We start from the raw sequence: 24,644 nt of genomic DNA on the forward strand, positions 1-24,644 counted from the left end.
ACAGCTACAGCTCCTTACTTGTTCATCAATTCGAGCACAATCTTGCTGATATTCTCAGAGGTAAGTCCATAATGTTCAAAGACTTCAGCTGTTTTGCCAGCAATCGCTGGCTCATCCGGTATGCCCAGCATTTTCATAGGAACCGGTTGATGTTGAACCACCACTTCTGCTACAGCGGCACCCAAGCCTCCGAATACACTATGCTCCTCTACGGTGACAATACCTCCCGTTTCCCGGGCTGCGGCGATGATCGCTTCCTCATCAAGTGGCTTGATGGTGTGCATATTGAGAACACGAGCTTTAATACCCATCTGCCCCAGCAACTCAGCCGCATCCAGAATGATACGGACGGTCTCACCAGCGCCAATCAGGGTAATATCTGATCCTTCTTGTAGGGTAACAGCTTTCCCAATCTCAAACGGATAATCATCGGACGGATAGACATCCTCAACAGCATTACGTCCGATCCTTACATATGCGCCTCCTTCATGCTGAACCAGCGCTTCGGTCATTTTCTTGGTTTCATGACGATCGGCGGGGAGTAAGACCATCAAACCAGGAATCGCTCGCGCCACAGCAATATCCTGGACAGAGTGATGGGACATCCCTAGTGCACCGTAGCTAACACCACCGCTTATCCCAATCAGCTTTACATTGGTTCCGGAATAGGCTACATCTACCTTGATCTGCTCAATACTACGCATGCTCAGGAAGCAGGCAGGAGAGGTGACGAACGGCTTTTTACCGCTGTGTGCGAGTCCAGCAGACATACCGACGATATTTTGCTCGGCAATGCCTACCTCCACAAATTGTTCTGGATAGGCATCGGCAAAGGGAGCCATAGCAGCAGAGCCGCGAGAATCACTAGCCAACACCATAATATCCCGATCCTCTTTGGCAAGGCTAAGCAGCGTTTCACAGATGACCTGACGATTTGGGATTTTGTTCATTGTTTATCTCACCTGTCCTTCCCCAGATAATTCGTCTATTTCTTGTGTCAGTTCCGCCAGTGCGCGTTCAAGTTCATCATCACTTGGAATACGGTGATGCCAGCCTGGAACACCCTCGGCAAAGGATACACCTTTTCCCTTGATCGTGTTTGCCAGCACCAACGTTGGTTTGCCTTCAATTTCAGGGACATTACGGAATGTATGGATCAGTTCCTCCATGCTGTTGCCGTCAATGGAGATCACGTTCCAGCCGAAGGCGGCCCACTTTTCCTCCAGGGGTTCAAGTCCCATAACCTCCTCGGTTGTACCGCTAATTTGCAGGCCGTTGCGGTCAATAATACCGACAAGATTATCCAGTTTGTAATGGGCACCTGCCATAGCAGCTTCCCAATTGGAGCCTTCCGCTTGCTCTCCGTCACCCATGAGACAGAATACACGGTAGGATCGCCCGTCACGCTTGGCAGCCAGTGCTATACCGACTGAGATGGGGAGGCCATGGCCCAATGCGCCTGTATTCATTTCAATACCGGGAACTTTATTGTTCGGATGCCCAATCAGACGGGTTCCGAACTGGCTATAGGTTTCCAGTTCTTCTTTAGGGAAGAAACCAAGGTCTGCCAGAATACACCATAAAGACTCGACGGAATGTCCCTTGCTGGCAATAAAGCGGTCACGTTCCTCCCATTTAGGATTAGTGATATCAATATTCATGATTTCGTAGTATAGGGCGGTGAGTATATCCGTATTGCTCAGCGAGCCTCCTGTATGCCCTGTTTTGGCACGATGAATAATGGTGAGCAGGTCCTTACGGATTTGTGCGGCTTTGATTTTCAAGTCTAGGATTTCCATAGTGCCCTCCTGAAATAATATAGTTAAACCAGAATACCCGACTTGGTGACAGCGAGATCGGAACCACGCAACCAGCGTTGAATTTCCTGTTCGGTAGGATCTACCGGATCTGCCGTGACACCTGGAAGGTAATTGCAGGCCTCGTACAGAGCCGGGATGACATTAGCATGAATGCCAACAGAGTGATGGACGTAAGGACCTTTGACGAGCTTTTCTTCCCATAACGGCCAGTCGTTGACCTCTACCCAGACATACGAGCCGCGGGTATAAGGTCCCTCAATTCCTTTAGCTTTGCCGAGGAAAATGGAATAATCTCCATGATCACCATCAAAACGGGCGATGGTCATGCCGCCGCCTTTGATTTGTCCTTCATGTGTGCCTGGTGCGTGATCATCGAACAGGAAGTGCTTGCGTAGTTTGGGTTTGTTCTCAATAGACATGGATACTGGAAAGTTCCCGCAGTGGAAAAGAAGCTCTCCATTGTCATTCTCAGGATGACGTACCGTAATATCAGCGAAAAAAGTGGGGAGTTCGTTCATCGCAGCCGCTTGTACCATAACCGAAGTAATTGCTCCGTGAATATCGGTTTCGCAGGTGACCGGAATTTGTTCATCTGTCAAAATGGCATTGGCCAGACAAGGCATAATTCCCATAGCTTCCTGGAGGGAGGACCAGCATTGGATCGCGATGGCTGTACTTCCCGTTTCGATAGCGTAGGATTTCATGGCTACTTTAAGTGCAGCAATGCGTCTGATATCTTCTTCGGTGACTTCACTGTAGTCCAGCTTCTCTTTGATATAATCAATCGCTTCTGAAAGTTCAGCACTGCTCCCGGCTGCAATTTTCTTTGAACGCAGCTGAATATCTACTAGCGTAATTGGATGAATCTCAATACCGAATCGCTCCAACAGCTCCCCTTCATTGCAGATCATAGTCCAAAAGGAAGCAGGACGAGGACCTATCTGGAGAATTCGTAAACTTTTGAACTGTCGTACTACATTGGCAGCCGAGATAAAATTGTTAAAGCCTCGTTCAAATACCGGATCGGCTACACGACTGTTTGTGATATAGGTAAAAGGGACATTAAAGCGACGAAGCACCTTTCCGCTAGCGAACAATCCACACTGGGTGTCCCGTAATCTCATGCCGTCGGCCAACGGAGCCTCATCACGTGGACCCCACAATAGAACCGGCTTGCCAAGTGCCTTGCCCACACGGGCAACCGTATCCTCGGTACCAAAATTACAGTGGGGGAAGAAAACGGCGTCCACTTCCTCTTCCTTGAAACGTTTGATAATCAAGTCCGCATTAATATGGTCGTCATACAGCAAACCTTCCTCATTAAGCCCTTCCAAATCCACGATATCAATGTTCATTCCGAAGCTCTCGATTTGTTGGCGAATGGCAACTTTGTAGCGGAATGCATCTTCAGCACTGAAGGTGAATCGTCGAGTAGGCGCATAACCCAGTTTCAGCTTTTTCATGAATAACTCTCCTTGTACTAGAAGTAACAAATTAAAATTTCACTAAACAAAACTAAATTGTAGTGGATAAATTATATAAATTTTTATTTTCAAAGTCATCGTATCACCTCTGTAAACCGCTGTCAATTAGCTTGTTTATAAAAAATTAGTTGTTTAGTTTAGTTATTTTGCGAAAATAAACTAAAAATTCGTATTTTGTTTAGAGTGAATAGCGTATGTATCATATCTATTAAATTTGACAGGCTCCTAAATCTTTGTTAGAGTTTCAATCAAATATGAATAACCTTTTCATGGGATGTTACCGTTAGGGCATAACCTGAATCGGCTTGTTTACACCGCAAGTGTAACCAGGCTGGTTTGGGTTTTTTTATTATTCATCTCCCTTTCTGTACACCCTTTTATCACACATTTGGAAGGAGAACGTTTATGTCCAGTTATATTTTTCCTAAAGACTTTTTATGGGGCGGTGCTCTTGCAGCCAACCAGGCCGAGGGGGCTTATTTGGAAGACGGTAAAGGATTGAGCCTGGTGGATCTGCTGCCTACCGGAGAGAAGAGAAGAAGCATAATGAAAGGGAATGATCCTTCGTTAACCCCACTTGAAAGCGAATTCTATCCTTCCCATGAAGCCATTGACTTCTATCACCAATATCGCGAGGATATTGCACTATTTGCAGAAATGGGTTTCAAAGCACTGCGTGTTTCCATTGCCTGGGCTCGTATTTTTCCAACTGGAGAAGACGCTACTCCCAATGAAGCGGGGCTGCAATTTTACGATGATTTGTTCGATGAGTTGCATAAACACGGCATTCAGCCGGTTGTAACCCTCGCTCATTTTGACGTGCCGGTAGCTCTGATCGAGAAATACGGAAGCTGGCGCAACCGGAAACTGGTTGGTCTGTTTGAAACCTATGCCAAAACCGTATTCACTCGTTACAAGGATAAAGTGAAATACTGGATGACGTTTAATGAAATCAACATGCTGCTCCACTTGCCGTTTCTCGGTGCCGGGCTTGTATTCCAAGAAGGTGAAAACGTTAAACAAATTCAGTACCAGGCTGCGCATCATCAGCTTGTTGCAAGCGCGCTGGCTGTAAAAGCATGTCACGAGATCATTCCAGATGCGAAAATTGGCTGTATGCTTGCTGCTGGAAGCTTCTATCCGTATACATGTAATCCCGAAGATGTGTATCAGGGGATGGAAAAAGACCGCGAGTCCTACTTCTTCATTGATGTACAGTCACGCGGCGAATATCCTGGTTATGCCAAACGCTTCTTCAAGGATCATGGACTAAACATCGAGATGGAATCCGGCGACGCAGCCATTTTGAAAGACCATACCGTCGACTACATCGGATTTAGCTATTATTCGAGCCGGACAACCAGCACAGACCCGGAAGTTGTCAAAAATATGACCAGTGGTAATGTATTCGGTTCCGTGGCTAATCCATATTTGGACAAATCCGAATGGGGCTGGACGATCGATCCAAAAGGATTCCGCATTACAGCCAACCAATTGCATGACCGTTACCAAAAGCCTCTTTTCGTAGTGGAAAATGGCTTTGGTGCCAATGACGTGGTTTCACCTGAAGGAGAAGTGAATGACGATTACCGAATCGACTATCTCAAGCGACATATTGCTGAAATGGGCGAGGCTCTTCAAGACGGCGTCGAAATTATCGGTTACACCAGCTGGGGACCTATTGATATTGTCAGCGCATCCTCTGGAGAAATGAAAAAACGCTATGGTTACATTTATGTAGACCGTGACAATGAAGGCAACGGTACGTTGAAACGTATTAAAAAGAAAAGCTTTGACTGGTATAAAAACGTAATTCATTCCGATGGTGAAAATCTCGGCGAATAGTCGTACGACAAGAAAATAGGATCGGACGTCCTGAATCAACGGGAATTTCCGATCCTCGTTTCTCAATTGAAAGCGTTGACAATCGTTCCTTTTCGGGCTATACTTGACGCAATTCCATCATTTTTAGGATTGTTACTGCAGAGCAGGCAAAACCTAAGCCACGAATAAGCGGATTTTACAGTCTTGTTTATTTGGCGTGCTTCGGTTTTTTTTGTTTGCAATAAAGTGGATGGAGCATGAGTGGCTCTTGCTGGCATATGGAACGGGGGATCGAGATGAATATAGCAAAGGTCATCAACAACAATGTAATTAGTGTTTACCAGACAGACGGTACTGAACTCGTAGTCATGGGTCGGGGGATTGCTTTTAAGAAAAAGCCTGGAGACACAGTAGATGAAACCAGAATTCAGAAGGTATTTGCGCTGAAAAACAAGCAGACATCCGATAACTTCAAAATGCTGCTGCGTGAGGTACCGCTGGATTTGATTGTGATTGTGGAGGAAGTCATTAATGACGCCAAGCATAATCTGAACAGAAAGCTGAACGAAAATATTTATGTTTCTCTGACCGACCATATCAATTTCGCTATTGAAAGGTACCGGGAAGGACTAGAAATCAAAAACGCGTTATTGTGGGAAATCAAGCAGCTGTACAGAGAAGAATTCGCGATTGGTCTAAGAACGCTGGAACAAATTAAACAAAAGCTCGGTATTGAACTGCCTGTGGATGAAGCGGCTTATATTGCCCTTCACATTGTGAATGCTGAAATGAATGAGGAAGTCATTACAACCATGAGCATTACGAAGTTTATCCAGCAAATTATCAATATCGCAAAGTACCACTTTAAGGTTGATTTTGACGAGGATTCTCTGAGCTATTTCCGCTTTATTACGCATCTGAAATTTTTCGCCCAGCGTGTATTTAAGGGAAATCACTATGAAAATAACTATGATCATTTATATGACTTGATTAAGGAAAAGCACAAGGATGCAGCCGCTTGTACGGAGAAAATCGGAACTTTTGTAAAGAAAGAATACAATCATGAATTGACGAACGAAGAAAAGTTGTATTTGACTGTACACATTGAACGAGTGGTGAACAGATAAGCTAAACTTTTTATTCGAAAAGAATCAAAATAAATGTTTAAATGTTTTTGTTGACAAATATGGTATATTAAATGTATTATGTGAGTAACAGGAATTTAATAAGTTTTAACTGGGATTGTTACTGGTTATGCAGGCAAAACCTAAGTCATGAAAAATCGCGGGACTCAAGTGCCCACCATTTTTCAAGGCTTAGGTTTTTTGTGTGCCTAAATATGTAAAAAGCCCCTTAGAACATGGAGGTGTCCATCATGAGTTATGAAAAACTGGCTAAAGAAATTGTGCACCTGGTAGGCGGGGAAAAAAATGTAGTATCGCTCGTACACTGCGCCACGCGCCTGCGTTTTGTGCTAAAAGATGAGGCGAAAGCAGATAAGGCAAAGCTGGAGAAAACCGATGGAATTATTACGGTCAAGCAGAGCGGTGGCCAGTTCCAGGTTGTGGTCGGCAACAAAGTACCAGAAGTATACAATGCCATCGGCCAAGTATCCAACATTTTGAATGAAACTGGAAAAGAAGAGAACTCAACTAAAGGCAAAAAAGGATTTGGCGCTGTCATTGACGTAATTTCCAGCATTTTCGCACCATTGCTTGGAGTTATGGCGGGGTCCGGTATTTTGAAAGGTCTGCTGCTGATTGCGAGCAACCTCGGCTGGTTGGTTCCGAAAGACACTACTTATATGATTTTGTATGCTGCGGCTGACAGCTTGTTTTATTTCCTGCCGCTCTTGTTAGCGGTTACAACGGCACGGAAATTCGGAGGTAATATCTTCGTTGCTTTGACCATTGCCGGAGGGCTGCTTTACCCGACGATTGTCACGCTGAAAACAGAAGGTACAGCAACAGACTTTTTCGGTATTCCTATTGTGATGATGAGTTATTCATCAACCGTTATCCCGATTATTTTAGCCGTTATCGTCATGAGTAAGCTGGAAAAATGGTGCAATCGACTGATCCATGAGAGCGTCAAAAACTTTATTACACCTTTGATTCTACTTGTAATTATGCTTCCTCTGACTCTGATGGTCTTTGGTCCAGTTGGGGTGTATGTGGGCAATGCAATCGCTACCGCGCTCGTTGCTGCGTTCAGCTTTAGTCCGCTGCTGGCTGGAGCAATTCTTGGTGCTTGCTGGCAGTTGCTCGTTATTTTCGGTGTTCACTGGGGTCTTGTACCTGTATTTATTAATAACATTGCTGTTAACGGCAGAGACGGTATTAAGCCTGCTGCTTCGGCCTCCATCTTTGCTCAAACCGGTGCAGCGTTTGGTGTCATGCTGAAAACGAAAAATAAAAAGCTGAAAACGCTGGCAGGTTCTGCTACACTTACCGCTTTGTTCGGTATTACAGAGCCAGCGGTCTATGGGGTTACGCTGCCACTGAAGCGCCCGTTTATTGCTGGTGTTATCGGCGGTGCTGTCGGTGGTGCCATTATCGGCCAAGCGGGGACGCAAGCATTTGCCTCCGGCGCACCTGGGTTGCTGACTTTGCCGATCTTTTACGGCCCTGGCGGACAAGGCTTCCCAGGATTGATTCTAGGAATTACTGTTTCATTCTTGGTTTCGGCTATCTTGACTTATATTTTAGGCTTCGAAGATCCAGTTGAAGAGGAAGAAACCGCTGACAACTCGGCTAAAGAATCGACTTCTACAGTTATCGTTTCTAACGAAGAGGTGCTAAGCCCGATTGAAGGAACGGTGGTCGCTCTGTCGGAGGTTCCCGATCCTGCGTTTGCTTCGGAAGCTATGGGTAAAGGTATCGCCATCCAGCCGACAACAGGCAGAGTCGTAGCTCCGTTCGACGGAACTATTACTGTAGCGTTCAAGAAAAAGCATGCGCTGGCAGTAGTTTCGCATCAGGGCGCAGAAGTTCTAATTCACGTCGGAGTAGATACGGTTAAGCTGGACGGCAAACATTTTACTTCCTATATTAAAGAAGGCGATCAAGTAAAAGCGGGAGATCTGCTACTCGAATTTGATGTTGAGCAAATCAAGGCAGAGGGTTATCCTACGATTACGCCGGTTATCATCACAAATTCTTCTGAATATACGGAAATTCTCCCAATCTCTCAAGGGCAGATAGCTGAGCAGGCACCGCTGTTGAAACTATCTAGTGCTCCAAATGTGCAAGAAGATATCGCCTGAATTTCTTAAAGACCAAGCTCTGACGATCCACTTTTTTGGGTCCTCAGAGCTTTTTTGTCGTCCTTTCAGGTAGCAGATAAGTCGATTTGTAATTGACAATATGTCAATTAAATTAGCTTGTACGGTTGTAAAAACTAATCTATAATTTCTTGTAAATATGAAAAAAATTTTCTGAAAACATTAACTGAATATGAATTGATGGATCAGGGGGAAATGCAAGGAATGTTAGAGAAGTGGGCAGAGGCAGTAAATGGCGTCATTTGGAGCAATCCTGTGGTATATGTCTGTTTGAGCGTGGGGCTATTATTTTCAATTATGACTCGATTTCTGCAAATCAGACATTTCAAAGAGATGATTCGCCTTGTATTTAAAGGGAAAAGTTCTGAGGCAGGTGTATCCTCATTTCAGGCCTTTACGATGGCGTTATCAGGACGTGTAGGAACGGGGAATATTGCGGGGATTGCACTGGCAGTCGGTATGGGGGGACCCGGGGCAATATTTTGGATGTGGGTCATGGCTTTTATCGGATCGGCCACTGCGTTTGTTGAATCTACACTGGCTCAGATCTATAAGGTAAAGCGTGATGGTCAGTATCGAGGCGGCCCGGCCTTTTATATTGAAAAAGGGACAGGCTTAAAATGGTTTGCGGTTATTTTCGCAGTTGTAGCGTTGGTCGCTATGTGTTTACTGTTGCCGGGAACTCAATCGAATTCGATTGCGGTAGCTTTTCATAATTCGTTTGGTATGGATATGAAGGTTTCCGGGATAGTAGTTGTCGTGTTGCTGGCGCTTATCATATTTGGTGGTGTAAAAAGAATTGCCAATGTGGCACAGGTAGTCATACCCTTCATGGCACTTGGCTACATCCTTGTCTCTTTCTATATTATGATGACGAACATTACTGCGCTTCCCGATGTATTTGCCCTTATTTTTCGCAGTGCCTTCGGTATCGATTCAGTGTTCGGTGGTATAGCAGGGACAGCCATTGCCTGGGGGGTAAAACGAGGCATTTATTCGAATGAAGCGGGACAAGGTTCTGGTGCGCATCCGGCAGCAGCCGCAGAAGTGTCCCATCCAGCAAAACAGGGGCTGGTTCAAGCCTTTTCCGTGTATGTAGATACTTTTTTAGTCTGTACGTCCACGGCTTTCATGGTCTTGTTTACAGGGATGTACAATGTGAAGGGACCAGGTGGGGGTTATATTGTGCAGCATCTCCCGGGTGTTGAAGAAGGAACACAATATACACAGGCTGCTATTGAATCGGTATTCCCGGGTTTCGGATCAAGTCTCTTGTCCATAACCTTGTTCTTTTTCGCATTTACCACCATTATTGCGTATTATTACATCGCTGAAACCAATATGGCCTACCTGGTTGCCGACCGTAAAGCCAAATGGCCTATGTTCCTGTTAAAGTTGGTTATTCTGGGTTCGACCTTTTATGGAACGGTCGTCAAGAAATCTGCGTTGGCGTGGACACTAGGGGATATGGGGGTCGGTATTATGATGTGGGTGAATCTGATTGCTATGATCCTCTTGGCCAAGCCTGCGCTTCTCGTGCTTAAGGATTACGAGCGGCAACGGCGCCAAGGGCTAGACCCGGTATTTGACCCGAAGCAGGCGGGAATTTCAAATGCAGATTATTGGTCACAGGCATATCAGCATCCTTCAGATGAGACGAAGATTACGGTTGAACCGGGTAAGCTTCAAGCCTAAATAAGATAGATTACTACCTTTAAAGGTGGCTCCTCGTGGGGTCATCTTTTTTCATTATCTTGCTTTTACATTCCCAAAGGGGTACATATGTTCACTGTTTAGTTTATAATTTAGATATGAGGCAGGGGACATTGCACAAGAGAGGGGATTAACATGAGCACATCCGATTTATCCATTACAGACGAGAAGTGGAGAGCTATTGTAGAAAATGACAAGTCTTATGACGGGGTATTTTTGTATGCTGTGAAGACAACGAAAATATTTTGTCGCCCCTCCTGCAAATCCCGACCTCCTAAAAGAGAGAACATCCGTTTATTTACATCAGCAGAGCAGGCTTTGGCTGAGCATTTTCGTCCGTGTAAAAGATGTAAACCGACAGGACAACGATTGCCTGATCACGACTGGATCGCAGGAGTTGCAGAATACGTAGATTCGAACTATATGAAGGACTTAACATTGCACGTCCTGGCAGAGATAAGTCATGGAAGCCCGTATCATTTACATCGTACCTTCAAGCGAATCATGCATGTCACTCCGATGGAATATATACAGCGTACTAGGTTGAAACAAGCGAAGAAGCTGCTTATTTGCTCACATCAATCTGTTGCGGAAGTGGGGGAGAACGTAGGTCTGTCCAATATCCCTTACTTTATTACGTTGTTTAAAAAGAATACAGGTTACACCCCGTTGCAGTATCGCCAACTCGAATCCAAAGCAACTCAAAAAGGAGGTACATAGCATGGTACATCAAATGAATAAAACGATCTATTGGTCATTATTGACGCATGAGGATTGGAATTTATATATTGCAGCTACATCGGAAGGATTATGTTATGTCGGTTCGCTTAATCAGCCTATAGAGGAATTGATGGCATGGGCAGGAAGTCGATTTCCCGGCAGTCCTTTAGTTGAAGAGGATATCGTTTTACAGCTTTATGCCAAGGAGTTGATTGAATATTTCCAAGGGGAGCGCACACATTTTACATTCCCTTTTGACTTTCATGGAACTGCATTTCAAATGGCTGTATGGAACGCGCTGTGTAATATTCCGTATGGGGAGACACAATCCTATTCAGACATTGCCAACGCTATTCAAAAGCCGAACTCTGTTCGTGCGGTAGGTTCTGCCATCGGTGCTAATCCGATTTTGGTCACCATCCCTTGTCACCGGGTCATTGGTAAGAATGGGGCTTTGACCGGGTATCGTGGGGGGCTGGACATGAAGGTGAAGCTTTTGCAGCTTGAAAAAAATCGCACACACAAATCAATATAGTAGTGAGGTTAGGTATGAAAAATGAGTATTACAAATCTCCCAAGACTCTTTTGAATAAAGGAACCGGCTTCTTGTCAGGGTATACACACTCGTTGAACCCGTATACCGGCTGTACCTTTGGTTGCTCGTATTGTTATGTACGCCAATTGCCAGTCTCTACGTTTCGGAAGGAAGCTTGGGGAACATGGGTTGATATTAAAAAAGAAGCGGCAGATATTCTTCGCAAGGAACTTCGCAGGGCCAAATCCAAAGGTAAAGTCACAATTTTTATGTCGTCAAGCACAGATCCTTATCAGCCGGCCGAGTACAAAGAAGAGGTGACCCGATCTCTGCTGGAAGTGATGGTGGAAGATCCGCCAGATTTTCTCTTTGTACAGACGCGTAGTCCGCTTGTACGACGAGATGTTGATTTATTGCTCCAATTGAAGGAACGTGTACGTGTGAGTATCACGGTAGAAACAGACCGCGAGGATATACGCAAACATTTCACTCCGGAAGCTCCTCCCATCCAGGCTCGTCTCCAAACGCTGCAACTTTTAAAAGAGGCAGGTGTACCGACGCAAGCTACTATTGCTCCGATGCTGCCAAGCAGTGAGCATTTTGCAGACAAGCTTGTGCCTCTGGTCAATCGTGTCTGTATTGATGATTATTTTATGGGAGACGGCAGCGGGGGAAGGCGGACGCGCAGCTTGAACATTGGTGCGCTGTACGAGTCATTGGGGCTGGAAGAATGGTATCACCCTGCTGCGTATAAGGCGGTTTATGAGCGTTTTCTTCATGTTTTTCCCGAAGAACAGCTCTATGTGAGCAAAGAAGGCTTTGAGCCCTGATATGAAAGCAGCCTATGCAATTAAAATGAAGAGTGTACCATACAAGGGGAGCGGGAGAACAAATGGAAACGGTCATGACCAAAAAATTTGACTATGGAGAAAAGGAAATCAACTACCTGAAAACGGTAGATACCGTACTTGGTGCCGCTATAACGCAAATGGGCAAGGTAGAACGCGTAATCATTCCCGACCTGTTTGCGGCGCTTGTTCATGCGATTGTGGGGCAGCTTATTTCCGCCAAGGCGGTTCAGACCATATGGACAAGGATGCAGGAGAAATTAGGCGCGATCACTCCACAAAATATAGCCGTTCAGACGGCTCAGGAAATTCAAAGCTGTGGCATAACCATGAAAAAAGCAGCATGTATCCTGAATATAGCCCAAACGATCGAGCAGGGATTGTTGGATTTACAGGAATTATATGAGCTTTCCGATACACAGGTGATCCAAAAATTATCCTCGCTACAAGGGATAGGCCCTTGGACAGCTGAAATGATGTTGATTAATTGCATGGAACGTCCGGACGTCGTCAGTTGGGGCGATATGGCTATTCGGCGGGGAATGATGAAGCTGTACCATTTAGATACACTGAACAAGCAGCAATTTGAGGAGTATCGCCGAGTGTATTCGCCTTATGGTTCAGTGGCCTCTATTTATTTGTGGAGCATTTCATTTCGTTAACAAACAGGGAGTGGAAAATATGGAGAAGACCATCAGAGAACAGATATTGTCACATGTGGATACAGATTTTCAGAAATTTACGGCTGCATTGCTGCCAACGATTAATAATGTGCTGGGTGTACGTCTGCCAGTACTGCGTAAGCTGGCTCAAAATATTGCCAAGGGAGATTGGCGCCTCTATCTGGAGACCGCTGAAAGCGAACACTTTGAAGAAGTGATGCTGCAAGGTATGGTGATTGGTTCTGTTAAAACAGATATTGAGGAAGTTTTGAGTTATACCGCCAAGTTCGTTCCTAAAATTGATAATTGGTCCGTATGTGACAGTTTCTGTGCCGGATTGAAAATTACGAAGCAACATAAAGAAAGAGTATGGGATTTTATTCTGCCCTACCTGTTTTCTAAGAAAGAATATGAAATCCGGTTTGGGGTGGTTATGCTTCTGAATTTTTTTATTGAGGAACAGTATATTAACCGGGTGCTTACTTTGCTAGATCAGACCCATCGGGAAGATTATTATGTACAAATGGCGGTAGCATGGGCGATATCTATCTGTTATATTAAGCTGCCAGAGGTAACGATGGCGTATTTAAGTCATAATACATTAGACGATTTTACTTTCAATAAAGCTCTACAAAAAATCACAGAATCATACCGGGTGGATCAGGCCACAAAAACAACCATTCGTAGTATGAAGCGAAAAAGAAAATAGGATGGGTCCCCACCTGTAAGTGTTATACTGAAAAAACATACGTATATAAGACCAACAGGAGGGGAGTCTGTGAATTCGATCCCGCTGGGAGTGCTTGTTGTAGATGATGAAACTAGGCAGCGTCGTGGGTTGGCTGCCATGATCCGGGATTTACGTCCAGAATACGAGGTATGGGAAGCCAAGAACGGGAAAGATGCTTTGACCATTTCATTATCCCAGACGATCCAGATCGTTTTTACAGATATTCAAATGCCGATTATGAATGGGATTGAATATCTACAACAATTGAGAATATCGGGTCAGCATGAGACCAAAGTTATTTTAGTGACAGTCTACCAGGAATTTAGCTATGCACAGCAGGCGGTACGGTACGGAGCGAATGATTATTTGGTGAAACCGGTGCAATCACAGCAGCTTATTGAAGTGATTCAACAGATGGAGAAAATCATTGTAGAAGAGCAGGGAGCACTCGGTGAAAATCGAACAGCGTTGAATCAGATCGAGCAAAGCATGCCTGCCTTTGTGGAGCATTTGTTTAGCAGATGCGTGACAGACAAGTTGCAGTCGAACGAGAAAAGCTTATTAAAGAGTCACTTTGGATGGCAGGGGGTAGGAGAAGTCCTCGCGTTGGGGACATCTGCATCCCGCCCCGAGGATATATATGCGTGGGATTCTAAGCTACGAAACGCGGTTGTTGAAATATTGCGACCGTGGGCATCTTCTGTCGTGTTCCCACTTGAAGTCCATAAAGACCATATGATCGCCGTGGTGAATTGGAGAGACAGGACTGAAGGCAAGGAGGCCAAAGGTGCACTTCAAGCTGGTCTGAAAAAGGTGGAGCAGCAAGCTATCTCCATTTGGTTTGCTTGGGGTCAGCCTTTTGATTTTGATGAAATGCAAATAAGCCCATCTCACGAAAGGGCTGTTCGCCTGATCTCCATGCGTTTTTATACACCTCATATCAGATGTTTGAACCTTGTCGCTTCAGATGATGACCAGCCGGTACAGGAATTGAGCACTCATGAACAAATAGCCTTTCTAAAATTCGTTGAAAGCGCTATCTCCAATGGAAAGCCCGATCAGCTATTGGAATGGGTACAACATTTCATTGGGCGAATGACGCAAGGGTACCCTCCACCTGATGCGCTTAAAGCTAAATTAATACACCTTCTCCTAGTTAGTTTACCACGGTTAAATATAGGGTGGAGTGAAGAAGTCTACTCACGTTACTCGGAACAGTTGAACCGAGCTGTCGAAGAGGCCACATGTATTCAGAATCTTGAGGATCGTATTACAGCATGGTTAAAAGAGCTGATTCTTGAGCTTGACGGCAGCTCTAAAGGTGAACCTATCATGAAAAAATGCAAGGAATTTCTGGATACACATCTACATGAAGACCTAAGTCTGGAGATTGTGGCCCGGCGCTTTCACTATAATGCGTCCTATTTTAGCATTCTGTTCAAAAACTATTTTGGGCTCTCGTTCACGGAGTATATGGTGAAGCTCAGAATGCAAAAGGCTCAGCACTTACTGCTGCATACAGACGCCAAGGTCGCAGAAATTAGTAGACAGGTTGGTTATAAAGATATCAAATACTTCTTTAAAGTGTTCAAAAAAAACGTAAAGCACACACCTGAAGAATTTCGCAGAAAATTCAATTAATCGTTAGGTGAAAGGAAGGTACAATGCGCCAAGTCAAATATATATATCAAAAATTTTTGGACAGTAGCTTTCGTACGAAGTTGATGCTGTCCTATTTTTTGTTGTCTGGTTTTATCGTTTTGATCCTGGGCTTTGTCTACTTCGAAACTAGTGCGCGGAATATTACTGCAAACGTAACAGATAGTGTTACAAGTGTACTTCGAAGTAATAACCAGCTGCTGGATAACAAGCTGACAGCTATTCAAAAAACCGTAGATATGATTCCAATTGATCATGACCTTCTACAGACCATTACAGACGTGGATACTACGGATTCTTCATCGCTTTTACGAACTGATCGCAGTATTACGAAAATTTTGTACAGATACTTTGGCAATATGGAGGAAGTATACGCTTCTCAGATTATGACGCAAAAGTATGCATACGGAAGTACAGAGCGGATGTATATTCCCGTTCTGCCATTCTATTCTTCTTCCTTGGCGACAACTGCGGTGCAAGCAGAGGGGGCTACCAAGTGGATTCCTGCCTATTCGTATGCCGACACCTTTCATCAGCAGGATTTAAAACAAGGTTCCTATGATTTTAGTTCTTTATTTGCTGTGGTTAAGCAGCTTCATTTGACTGCATTAGATGATGCTGGAACCTTTCATACGCTTCCTGAAGGCAAGGAAAAGCCTATACTTATATTGAATTTCCGGCCTGATTTGCTAAAGGTTGGTTTTGAAGATTATGCAGCCCGCAGCGGATTTGCACATCTATCCTACGGTATGATTCACGATAACAATGGGATAGTCATGAGTTCAGATCGACAGCAACAAGCGGGGGAGCCGGTGGCAGGTTGGCTGAAGAAGGCCATTACTTCGGAACAAGGGACGAAAATGGTAAACGTTAAGGGTCAAAGCATATTACTGGTTTACGAAGCGATGAAGACGACGGGCTGGGTATCGTATATAGCCATTCCCATGGAAGATGTACTGGGACATCTGTCAACGATTCGTACCTACACCTTGTTTTTTTTAGGCTTTATGATGCTCATTGCTGTTATCCTTGCTTATTTGCTGTCTGTATACATCAGTAAGCCCATTACAGATATGAAACAGGCGATGAAGGTAATGGAGAAGGGACATTTTGATATTCGAATTCCTGAACGTGGCTATGATGAATTGGGGGACCTGGTGATCCGATTTAATCAAATGAATGAGAAAATTAAAGATTTGATCGAAGAAAATTACAAATCACGTCTGCGAGCTAAAGAGTCGGAGTTAATGGCACTTAATTTACAGCTTAATCCCCATTTTTTGTATAACACCTTAACGACAATGTATTGGATCGCACTAGAGCATAAACAACAGGAACTGGGCCAATTGATCATTAGTCTGGCGGAAATGCTGCAAATTACGACTCGAAACAAAAATGATACATGGAGCCTGGAAACCGATCTGAATTGGCTGGAAAAATACATTTACATTATGCAAAATCGCTTTGAGAACAAGTTCACGGTGGAATATGATATTGATCCCATTTTGCTTCAGATGGAGGTTCCCAAACTCTTCTTGCAGCCTTTTGTGGAGAATTCAATTATTCACGGTTTCGCCGAAATGGAATCAGGCGGTCAGATTAAGATCACAGCCTGGATCGAAAAGCAATTGGTGTGTTTTAAAGTCGAGGATAATGGATTAGGAATTCAAGAAGATCATATACGCCGAATTCAAGCTGGAGAAATCCGGTCAACAGGCATTAAAAATGTAGACAGAAGAGTACGGCTGTTATATGGGATGGAATATGGGGTTGCGCTCCACTCGCCAGAAGATAAAGGGACATTTGTCCTGATCCGAATCGGAGAAACGCATAGATCTAATCAAATGACACCAATCCAATGAGAGTACGACTTTCAAAAATGTAAGCGTTTGCTAGAATGGATTTAGTGACGAAGCAACAAACGAAAAGATAAAAAAATAAACGGTTTGGGGGCGTTACTCATGTTAAAACGAAAGTTATGGATCGTCTGCATGTGCTTGGTCGTTGGACTGATGTCAGCCTGTAGTTCAAATGAGAGCAGCAGTAAGCCAGTAGATTTACAAGGGCACGAGCAAGTGACACTGACCTATGCCAGTTGGGGGAGCACCAATGAAAAGAAGGTTCAACAGGAGATTGCCAAAAAATTCACAGACAAATATCCGTGGATCAAAATTAACTATATGCACATTCCCGGGGATTACGTCACCAAATTAACGACGATGTTTGCCGCCAATCAGGCCCCAGATGTATTTCCTATTTATAAAGCACAGGCTCTGCAATGGGCTGAACAAGGCAAACTATATAATTTAAATGAATTTTTGAAGGAGGATAAGGAGCTAACGAAGGAGAGTCTCATTCCTAATTCAGTCATTTATTGGGATAAGGATAAAGTGGCAGGGGTCAAGGTGACGGAGGAAGCCTTTGCGCTTTATTACAACAAGGATTTGTTTGATGAGGCTGGTGTTGCCTTGCCGCCAGTCAAAGCTGAAGAGGCTTGGACATGGGAACAATTCTTAGAGACAGCACAAAAGCTCACCATTGATAAAGCGGGAAATAATGCGCTCAGCCCCAATTTTGATGCAAGTAACATCAAACAGTATGGAGTTCGGTTTGACACATGGATGTGGCATCTGCTAGTTCCTTCCAATAACGCAAGTGTGATTTCCGACAAAGGGGACTCGCTTAACCTTGAAAACCCTGATGTGATTGAAGCCGTGCAAAAGATGGCGGATCTGATCAACGTGTATCATGTGGCACCGTCGCCGACGCAGTCCAAAAATATTCCTTCTCCGGCCGTAGCATTGCAAAGCAAACGTGTAGCGATGGATCTGGATGGGCAGTGGGTCCAATTGGATCTTGGAGAATCGAAGGTGAATTTTGGTGTAGGCGTGTTACCCAAACTGAAAAGCAGTAAAACAATCCTGTTTGGTGAACCGGAAGTGATTTCTGCCAAAACCAAACATCCGAAAGAAGCATGGATGTTTTATAAATTCTTGCTGGATGCTGAAAGCGGACTTGACATGCATTCCAGCGGATTGTGGATGCCTGTCATGAAAAAGTGGTACACCGAACCAGACTTGATTAGCAAATGGGCAGATGTCAAGCCAGGCCATGCGGATGGATATCGGGATGCAGTCATGAACCAAACGTTGCATAACGGTGTCAATTCTTACGACTACTATCTGAAAAACTCGGAAAAAATCAATGCTATTATTAACCCGGCGCTAGATCAGGTATGGCTGGGCAAGAAAACGGTGGAGCAAGCATTTAAGGAGGTTTCCGCCAAGGCGAACGCTGAATTTAAGGGAACATATCCGAAAGAATAAGGTGAGGGTCTTGACAGAAAGAGAGGGATAGAATGCAATCGTTATCTTCTATTCGTAAGAAGGAAAATGGGTTGGGGTGGCTTTTTGCCGCCCCTGCTATTCTGGGCTTTGTCATTTTTGTTCTGGGACCGATGATCGCTAGTCTCTGGTTCAGTCTTACCGATTACAAGGTTGCTTCACAGGCCCGTTTTATTGGTCTGGATAATTATGTACACTTATTTGACGGTACGGATCAATTTTTTTACAAATCCCTTGGGGTTACTTTTTATTATGTGTTTTTGAGTGTGCCCCTGCAAATTATAGTGGCTTTCTTTCTGGCCATATTGCTCAATCAAAAGGTAAAAGGTTTGGCTTTTTTCAGGACCGTTTTTTATCTGCCCACGATTGTCCCACTCATAGCATCGTCTATGATCTGGATGTGGCTGTTTGATCCGGACCTTGGCTTGCTGAATGTGGTGTTGCGTGCGCTGCATTTGCCCGAAAGTCAATGGATTTATAGTGAAGGGTCGGTAGTTCCTACACTGGTTTTAATGAGTTTGTGGACCGTTGGGGGGACGATGATTATTTTTCTGGCTGGCTTGCAGGATATACCTAGGCATTATTATGAAGCCATTGAAATTGACGGTGGAAGCGCTCTTCATAAGCTTATCTATATCACAATTCCATTGACATCGCCTACGATTTTCTTTAATACGATTATGGGCTTCATCGGTGGATTTCAGGTGTTTGTCCAGCCTTACGTCATGACTCAGGGTGGACCTAACAATTCTAGCTTATTCTATACATTTTATTTATTCCGCGAGGCATTTACTTTTTCGAATATGGGTTATGCCTGTGCGATTGCTTGGGTGCTCTTTATTGTAGTTTTAACATTCACTGCCTTTCTGTTCAAGACAGCCCGAAAATGGGTGTATTACGAAGGCGGGGGGGCATGAGGATGAAAAAACATGGCTTGCGTTGGAGCAGAGTTTTTCTCTACACAGTGCTCATTGTGGGGTCACTTTTTTGCATGTTTCCTTTTTACTGGCTGGTGAGAAGCTCCATGATGGATTTAAGTCAGATTTTTCTGATCCCGCCGAAATGGATTCCCGAGCCTTTTGTATTCGAAAATTTTTTACAGCCGTTTGAAGAGTTATCGTTTGGGCGCTATTTTGTGAACACATTTATCGTCGTTGCAGGTACTTTAGCGGGTGTACTTCTGTCGAGTACCATTTCTGCCTATAGCTTTGCGCGAATGAGATGGAAAGGAAGAGATAAGGTTTTTGCCGTGTTATTAAGCAGTATGATGCTGCCGTTTGCGGTCACGCTAATTCCGTCTTTTATTGGTTGGCAGGCATTAGGCATGGTTAATTCCTACGTTCCATTGGTATTACCTTCGTTTTTTGGTGGAGGTGTTTTTAATATCTTTTTGCTTAGACAATTTTACATGACTCTTCCGCGAGAGCTGGATGAAGCTGTATTTGTGGATGGGGGCAACCATTTTACGATCTTTACTCGCATTATTTTACCTTTGTCCCGGTCAGCGATTTTGGTCATCGGATTGTTTACATTTTTGAACACATGGAATGATTTTATGGGACCGCTCGTTTATCTTAATGATGAAAGCAAATTTACGTTGGCGATTGGGCTACAGCAGTTTCAGGGAATATATTCGGCGCAATGGGGTGTTTTGATGGCCGCTTCTTTAATTGTCGTGTTGCCAGCTATCATTCTTTTTGCCATAGGACAGAAGTATTTTATGGAAGGCATTGCCTTAACGGGGATTAAGGGATAAGAGCAGCAGCCAGGTACGCACTTTGCTTTTTTTGGAATTTAATAATAAAATGGAAGTAACTTTCGAAAAGGAGATGACGTGAATTGGCAGAGCAAGTGCGTATTGGCAAAACAGATTTATATGTAAAACCAATCGGTTTGGGTGCGAATAAGGTAGGAGGACATAATCTTTTTTCCGGTTTGAACAATGAAACGGGCAAAGAAGTCGTTCGCACAGCTTTGGATAACGGCATCAACTTCCTGGATACAGCTTTTATTTATGGGCCTGAGCACTCAGAGCGGTTGATCGGTGAGGTACTTAAAGAGCGCGGCAAACGTGAGGAAGCTGTCATAGCGACCAAGGGAGCACATAAGTTTGTGAACGGAGAGGTTGTTTTTGACAACTCGCCTGCTTTTTTACGTGAATCCGTCGAATCCAGTCTGAAAAGATTGCAAACAGATTATATTGATCTGTTCTATATCCATTTCCCAGATGAAGCTACACCGAAGGCAGAAGCAGTCGGAGAACTGAAGAAGCTCAAAGACGAAGGTAAAATTAAGGCTATCGGTGTATCTAACTTTACCATTGAACAACTTAAAGATGCGAATAGTGACGGCTATGTAGATGTGCTTCAATCCCATTATAATCTGTTGCAACGGGAAGCTGAGAAGGATTTGCTGCCTTATACTAAGGAAAATGGCATTTCGTTTGTGCCGTATTTCCCGCTAGCTTCTGGACTGCTAGGTGGTAAGTATACGAAAGACATGACCTTCACGGACATCAGAGCGAAAGATCCACTGTTTCAGGGAGATGCATTTGCCCGTAATTTGGACAAAGTGGAGCAGGTACGTGAGATTGCCAATGCGTTGAATGCAGAGGTTGCTCATGTGGTGCTTGCATGGTACTTGACCCGTGATTCGATTGATGCCCTCATTCCAGGCGCGAAGGGACCGGAGCAGGTTCTGGCGAATCTGAAAACGCTGAATGTCCAACTGAGTCAGGCGGATATCGAAAAGATTGACCACATTTTCAAATAATAAGTTGAGTTGAACTGAATCGGATTTGAAATCATATATGTTTAACACCAGGAGGAGCTGCCGGACGGGCAGCTTCTTTTTCGTTTATTTGCGGCATATCCTTCTAAAGTAAGCTCATCGCTGCGGGGGGATCAGAATGAATAGAAAACCGCAATGGCACAGCAGACCGAACAGAAGGCGACGTGGTAGACGCAGGATGTGGCTCATTGTGGCATTGGCGCTGCTGGTAGGAATCGTACAGGTGGCCGCCTATGTGGAACAGCATTTGAAGCCACCCATGATGCATCTGGCTAAAGTGCGGGTCAAACAAATGGCGACAGAGGCTATTAATTCAGCAATTACTGCGCAGGTAGAGCAGGGGAAGACTGCTGATAATTTGATCGAATGGAGAACGGATACACAAGGGAGAACCTCTGGATTTGTTCTAAATTATGCGGAGCATATGAGAATTACGTCAGACACACTCAAAGCAGTTAAGGCAACGATGGACAGTATGAGTCATTTTGACGAGAGCGTTCCGATTGGTCAGGCATTGGGGAGTCCGCTGCTGGCAGCTTATGGACCCAAGGTGCCTCTAAAGGTGGAGCCGCATGGAGCAATCAAGGTGGATTTAAATACACGTCAGCAGGATGCGGGCATAAACATGATCTTGGTGGAAGTGTACATTCGAATTACGACGGAAGTGTCTGTGGTTATACCGTTTGAGATGCAACCTCAGATTGTGGAGACGGAAATCCCGGTTTCTTATTTGTTGGTGGTGGGCAACGTCCCGATGTACTACTATGACAATCAGGGTAAACCTGTCGGCAAAAATGGTGCAACCGCTCCGCAGTTGGCACTGCCTTCCCATTCTATAGAGAGTAGCGGCGCTGTAGATTCCAGCATAGAAAGTGTTCCAGAGATACAGGAAGAACCCAATTCCCTCAGGCAGTCTCCAAGGCCATAAACAAAGAGGGGATTGGTGTGAGATAATCAGGAAAAACCAAAGGGACCTATGAGGAGGTCCCTTTGGTTTTTCCTGATTTGAGCGCTTTACGTTCGCTCTGCTCCCACTGTCTCAATAACGGATATGGGTCAAAGGACCAGTCTGTCCAGCCATTGTCCCGGTATATACCATAGTGCAGATGTGGTGGAAACTTGCCTTGGGTACCCGGTTTTCCATAGCCCGAGCTTCCGACCCAGCCAACCGTCTGACCAGGCTTGACGATGTCTCCGTTATGAACGGTTTTATCAAAGCCGGAAAGGTGTGCATAGTAGTGATAGCGGTTGTTGAGATCACGAATACCGATTCGCCAGCCTCCGAAGGGATTCCAACCTTTCATTTCAACTACACCGTAGCAGGTGCTGCGAACCGGAACTCCGTAGCCTGCAAACAGGTCAGTCCCCTCGTGTATACGGTAGCCGCCCCAGCTGCGACGGCTTCCCCAAGTGCTGCGGTAGCTATAAATGCTGCCTAGAGGCAGCGGAAAAGCTTGACTGACCAGATCAAGCTTGCCATACGTCTGATACAGCTTGGCAAACTGCTGAACTCTTTGAACCGAGCGGCTGTTATGGTAATATTCCCACACGGCAATACCAAATTCATCCTCGCTATTTCCATACTTTCCGAGATAAGAAGCGATGCTGAACAGCAAATCCTTGTCATTATTGCGGTCAGCGATTCCATCGCCTGAGCCGTCTTGTCCCAGCCCGGAAAATAGTTCAATGGAACGCGGATTTTGATCCTCGGAATCAGGGTTCAACAGACCGGACCATACTGGTCCTGTCACAAAAATACCTATGATCCGTTCCGCATGCTTGCGATCCTTGGGATGGGCCACCGTAAGTGTGCGTTCGTACTGGTCGATGGCAGCCAGTCTGTACCAAGGGACTCCTGTCAGGGCTTCGATGGAGTGATATAAAGCAAGTCTGGACGTATACAATGAAGACGAAGCGTGTGAAGCATCGATATTTGCTGTCAGGTTATTTCCGGCTGACGAGGACTTTGTGTGCTCTGCAGAGGCATGAGCAGGAAGCGGACAAGCCGTTGTCAGTGTAGTAGCGCACAACAGCAGCGATAACAGACGAACAGCGCGGACTGCCCGCGTAGGGTAAGGCACGTGAACCGACCTCCTATAAAAGGGCTTAACCGCCCGGTAAATTCTTGGCCCGTATTCGCGTAAATAGGGCGCTTTCGATTAGATTGAGCCATATCCGCCGCTTTTATCCATCTCAAGAGTTTACTTTTTCCGGCATCAATGTCATATCAAAAAGGGAACAATGAATGGAGGTTTTTCCATGGCTTTCATGCTATAATGTATGGCAATGACAGCTTAAGCACATCAGAAAGAAGGTCTATGCCATTGTCTAAAAAAGTGAAGGAAGCTAAGCCCGACTGGATTCGTATTAAACTTACGACAGGCGATAACTATCAGGAAATCAAGAGCATGATGCGTTCCAAGACATTACATACCGTATGTGAGGAGGCACGGTGCCCTAATATATATGAATGCTGGGCCAACAGGACAGCTACATTTATGATTTTGGGTGATATTTGTACGCGTGCGTGTCGTTTTTGCGCAGTAAATACGGGAATGCCTACGGAACTGGACTTGCAGGAGCCTGAACGCGTCGCGGAAGCGGCTGAAAACATGAATCTAAAGCACTGTGTCGTAACCAGTGTGGCACGTGATGATTTGAAAGATGGGGGCGCTACAATATTTGCAGAAACGGTTCGTGCGATTCGCCGCCGATTGCCTTTTTGCAGTGTAGAAGTATTGATTCCCGATTTTATGGGCGATATTGAGTCGCTGCGAATTGTCATGGATGCCAAGCCAGATATTCTCAATCATAATATTGAAACGGTGGAACGCATGTCCGACAAGGTTCGGGCTAAAGCGAAATACCATCGCTCTCTGGAGCTGCTTCAACGTGCAAAACAATTAAATCCGGCGATTCCAACGAAATCAAGCATCATGTTAGGTGTCGGAGAAGAGTGGGATGAGATCTTACAAACCATGGATGATCTGCGCAAAGTCGATTGTGACATTATGACAATTGGTCAATACTTGCAGCCATCCGAGAAACATTTATATGTGCAAAAATATTATCCACCGGAAGATTTTGCGAAGTTAAAGGAAGAGGGATTACAGCGAGGATTCAGCCACGTCGAATCCGGTCCGATGGTCCGCAGCTCCTACCAAGCGCATGAGCAGGTGAAGTCGGCCGCTCAGCATAAGGAAGAAAGCGCCCTTTCGCAGGTTTGATCCGG

21 protein-coding genes are annotated in these 24,644 nt (G+C 44.9%); 17 read left to right on the forward strand and 4 right to left on the reverse strand.

Translation table 11 applies throughout. The features are described 5' to 3' along the window. Positions 1-14: 14 nt before the first annotated feature. From ACXHJ2_RS02760 to ACXHJ2_RS02770, 3 genes are read right to left on the reverse strand one after another with little or no spacing between them, the layout of a single operon-like run. On the reverse strand, positions 15-950 hold the full coding sequence (locus ACXHJ2_RS02760; protein ID WP_019688559.1) for a transketolase family protein: 936 nt from the start codon (positions 948-950) through the stop codon (positions 15-17). Between the two features lie 3 nt (positions 951-953). Further along, positions 954-1,799: a transketolase gene (locus ACXHJ2_RS02765; RefSeq protein ID WP_019688558.1), complete on the reverse strand. Its 846-nt coding sequence runs from the start codon at positions 1,797-1,799 to the stop codon at positions 954-956. A 23-nt stretch (positions 1,800-1,822) separates the two neighbouring features. After that, positions 1,823-3,283 carry an L-fucose/L-arabinose isomerase family protein gene (locus ACXHJ2_RS02770; protein ID WP_016819960.1) on the reverse strand — a complete coding sequence of 487 codons (1,461 nt, stop codon included), beginning with the start codon at positions 3,281-3,283 and terminating at the stop codon, positions 1,823-1,825. 426 nt (positions 3,284-3,709) lie between these two features. On the opposite strand from ACXHJ2_RS02770, the gene ACXHJ2_RS02775 reads away from it, so the two are divergent. The 16 genes from ACXHJ2_RS02775 (at position 3,710) to yunB (ending at position 22,340) form a co-directional block, all read left to right on the forward strand. After that, entirely contained in the window at positions 3,710-5,149 is a 1,440-nt protein-coding gene (locus ACXHJ2_RS02775; RefSeq protein WP_165083729.1) for a 6-phospho-beta-glucosidase, read from the forward strand. Between the two features lie 275 nt (positions 5,150-5,424). Continuing rightward, positions 5,425-6,255 carry a BglG family transcription antiterminator LicT gene (gene licT, locus ACXHJ2_RS02780; protein WP_025365791.1) on the forward strand — a complete coding sequence of 277 codons (831 nt, stop codon included), beginning with the start codon at positions 5,425-5,427 and terminating at the stop codon, positions 6,253-6,255. 248 nt (positions 6,256-6,503) lie between these two features. Further along, the gene (locus tag ACXHJ2_RS02785; protein WP_165083727.1) at positions 6,504-8,393 is read left to right on the forward strand and encodes a beta-glucoside-specific PTS transporter subunit IIABC; all 1,890 of its coding nucleotides are present in this window, start codon (positions 6,504-6,506) and stop codon (positions 8,391-8,393) included. Between the two features lie 222 nt (positions 8,394-8,615). After that, the gene (locus ACXHJ2_RS02790; RefSeq protein WP_165083725.1) at positions 8,616-10,106 is read left to right on the forward strand and encodes an alanine/glycine:cation symporter family protein; all 1,491 of its coding nucleotides are present in this window, start codon (positions 8,616-8,618) and stop codon (positions 10,104-10,106) included. 153 nt (positions 10,107-10,259) lie between these two features. Further along, positions 10,260-10,844 (forward strand): bifunctional transcriptional activator/DNA repair enzyme AdaA, encoded by a 585-nt coding sequence (locus tag ACXHJ2_RS02795; RefSeq protein ID WP_165083723.1) that lies wholly within the window; start codon positions 10,260-10,262, stop codon positions 10,842-10,844. Position 10,845: 1 nt separating this feature from the next. Further along, entirely contained in the window at positions 10,846-11,379 is a 534-nt protein-coding gene (locus ACXHJ2_RS02800) for a methylated-DNA--[protein]-cysteine S-methyltransferase (protein WP_165083721.1), read from the forward strand. A gap of 14 nt (positions 11,380-11,393) precedes the next feature. After that, complete coding sequence (locus ACXHJ2_RS02805) at positions 11,394-12,209, forward strand: SPL family radical SAM protein (RefSeq protein ID WP_165083719.1); 816 nt, start codon at positions 11,394-11,396, stop codon at positions 12,207-12,209. A gap of 62 nt (positions 12,210-12,271) precedes the next feature. Then, complete coding sequence (locus ACXHJ2_RS02810) at positions 12,272-12,889, forward strand: DNA-3-methyladenine glycosylase family protein (protein ID WP_165083717.1); 618 nt, start codon at positions 12,272-12,274, stop codon at positions 12,887-12,889. Between the two features lie 19 nt (positions 12,890-12,908). Further along, positions 12,909-13,598, forward strand: coding sequence for a DNA alkylation repair protein (locus ACXHJ2_RS02815; RefSeq protein ID WP_165083715.1), 690 nt, complete (start codon positions 12,909-12,911; stop codon positions 13,596-13,598). A 69-nt stretch (positions 13,599-13,667) separates the two neighbouring features. Next, positions 13,668-15,260 carry a response regulator transcription factor gene (locus ACXHJ2_RS02820; RefSeq protein ID WP_165083713.1) on the forward strand — a complete coding sequence of 531 codons (1,593 nt, stop codon included), beginning with the start codon at positions 13,668-13,670 and terminating at the stop codon, positions 15,258-15,260. Between the two features lie 23 nt (positions 15,261-15,283). Beyond that, positions 15,284-17,140 carry a sensor histidine kinase gene (locus tag ACXHJ2_RS02825; protein ID WP_165083711.1) on the forward strand — a complete coding sequence of 619 codons (1,857 nt, stop codon included), beginning with the start codon at positions 15,284-15,286 and terminating at the stop codon, positions 17,138-17,140. Positions 17,141-17,239: 99 nt separating this feature from the next. Next, positions 17,240-18,604: an ABC transporter substrate-binding protein gene (locus ACXHJ2_RS02830; protein ID WP_165083709.1), complete on the forward strand. Its 1,365-nt coding sequence runs from the start codon at positions 17,240-17,242 to the stop codon at positions 18,602-18,604. A 32-nt stretch (positions 18,605-18,636) separates the two neighbouring features. Further along, positions 18,637-19,539, forward strand: coding sequence for a carbohydrate ABC transporter permease (locus tag ACXHJ2_RS02835; RefSeq protein ID WP_025674174.1), 903 nt, complete (start codon positions 18,637-18,639; stop codon positions 19,537-19,539). Between the two features lie 2 nt (positions 19,540-19,541). Next, complete coding sequence (locus ACXHJ2_RS02840) at positions 19,542-20,378, forward strand: carbohydrate ABC transporter permease (protein WP_058830380.1); 837 nt, start codon at positions 19,542-19,544, stop codon at positions 20,376-20,378. A gap of 83 nt (positions 20,379-20,461) precedes the next feature. Beyond that, a complete protein-coding gene (locus ACXHJ2_RS02845) occupies positions 20,462-21,394 on the forward strand; it encodes an aldo/keto reductase (RefSeq protein ID WP_013372948.1) in 933 nt (310 codons plus the stop codon). Positions 21,395-21,590: 196 nt separating this feature from the next. Beyond that, entirely contained in the window at positions 21,591-22,340 is a 750-nt protein-coding gene (gene yunB, locus ACXHJ2_RS02850; RefSeq protein ID WP_165083768.1) for a sporulation protein YunB, read from the forward strand. A 46-nt stretch (positions 22,341-22,386) separates the two neighbouring features. Here the strand turns inward: yunB and ACXHJ2_RS02855 are convergent, their stop codons facing one another. Further along, the gene (locus ACXHJ2_RS02855; protein ID WP_013372946.1) at positions 22,387-23,493 is read right to left on the reverse strand and encodes a M23 family metallopeptidase; all 1,107 of its coding nucleotides are present in this window, start codon (positions 23,491-23,493) and stop codon (positions 22,387-22,389) included. Between the two features lie 243 nt (positions 23,494-23,736). On the opposite strand from ACXHJ2_RS02855, the gene lipA reads away from it, so the two are divergent. Next, positions 23,737-24,639: a lipoyl synthase gene (gene lipA / locus ACXHJ2_RS02860; RefSeq protein WP_107734733.1), complete on the forward strand. Its 903-nt coding sequence runs from the start codon at positions 23,737-23,739 to the stop codon at positions 24,637-24,639. Positions 24,640-24,644 lie beyond the last annotated feature (5 nt).

This window comes from Paenibacillus sp. ALE3 (genome assembly GCF_054113405.1).

Excerpts from the sequence above, each read along its gene's own strand:
- ACXHJ2_RS02760 (WP_019688559.1), bottom strand. The coding sequence starts at position 950 with ATGAACAAAATCCCAAATCGTCAGGTCATCTGTGAAACGCTGCTTAGC.
- ACXHJ2_RS02765 (WP_019688558.1), bottom strand. The coding sequence starts at position 1,799 with ATGGAAATCCTAGACTTGAAAATCAAAGCCGCACAAATCCGTAAGGAC.
- ACXHJ2_RS02770 (WP_016819960.1), bottom strand. The coding sequence starts at position 3,283 with ATGAAAAAGCTGAAACTGGGTTATGCGCCTACTCGACGATTCACCTTC.
- ACXHJ2_RS02775 (WP_165083729.1), top strand. The coding sequence starts at position 3,710 with ATGTCCAGTTATATTTTTCCTAAAGACTTTTTATGGGGCGGTGCTCTT.
- licT (WP_025365791.1), top strand. The coding sequence starts at position 5,425 with ATGAATATAGCAAAGGTCATCAACAACAATGTAATTAGTGTTTACCAG.
- ACXHJ2_RS02785 (WP_165083727.1), top strand. The coding sequence starts at position 6,504 with ATGAGTTATGAAAAACTGGCTAAAGAAATTGTGCACCTGGTAGGCGGG.
- ACXHJ2_RS02790 (WP_165083725.1), top strand. The coding sequence starts at position 8,616 with ATGTTAGAGAAGTGGGCAGAGGCAGTAAATGGCGTCATTTGGAGCAAT.
- ACXHJ2_RS02795 (WP_165083723.1), top strand. The coding sequence starts at position 10,260 with ATGAGCACATCCGATTTATCCATTACAGACGAGAAGTGGAGAGCTATT.
- ACXHJ2_RS02800 (WP_165083721.1), top strand. The coding sequence starts at position 10,846 with ATGGTACATCAAATGAATAAAACGATCTATTGGTCATTATTGACGCAT.
- ACXHJ2_RS02805 (WP_165083719.1), top strand. The coding sequence starts at position 11,394 with ATGAAAAATGAGTATTACAAATCTCCCAAGACTCTTTTGAATAAAGGA.
- ACXHJ2_RS02810 (WP_165083717.1), top strand. The coding sequence starts at position 12,272 with ATGGAAACGGTCATGACCAAAAAATTTGACTATGGAGAAAAGGAAATC.
- ACXHJ2_RS02815 (WP_165083715.1), top strand. The coding sequence starts at position 12,909 with ATGGAGAAGACCATCAGAGAACAGATATTGTCACATGTGGATACAGAT.
- ACXHJ2_RS02825 (WP_165083711.1), top strand. The coding sequence starts at position 15,284 with ATGCGCCAAGTCAAATATATATATCAAAAATTTTTGGACAGTAGCTTT.
- ACXHJ2_RS02830 (WP_165083709.1), top strand. The coding sequence starts at position 17,240 with ATGTTAAAACGAAAGTTATGGATCGTCTGCATGTGCTTGGTCGTTGGA.
- ACXHJ2_RS02835 (WP_025674174.1), top strand. The coding sequence starts at position 18,637 with ATGCAATCGTTATCTTCTATTCGTAAGAAGGAAAATGGGTTGGGGTGG.
- ACXHJ2_RS02840 (WP_058830380.1), top strand. The coding sequence starts at position 19,542 with ATGAAAAAACATGGCTTGCGTTGGAGCAGAGTTTTTCTCTACACAGTG.
- yunB (WP_165083768.1), top strand. The coding sequence starts at position 21,591 with ATGTGGCTCATTGTGGCATTGGCGCTGCTGGTAGGAATCGTACAGGTG.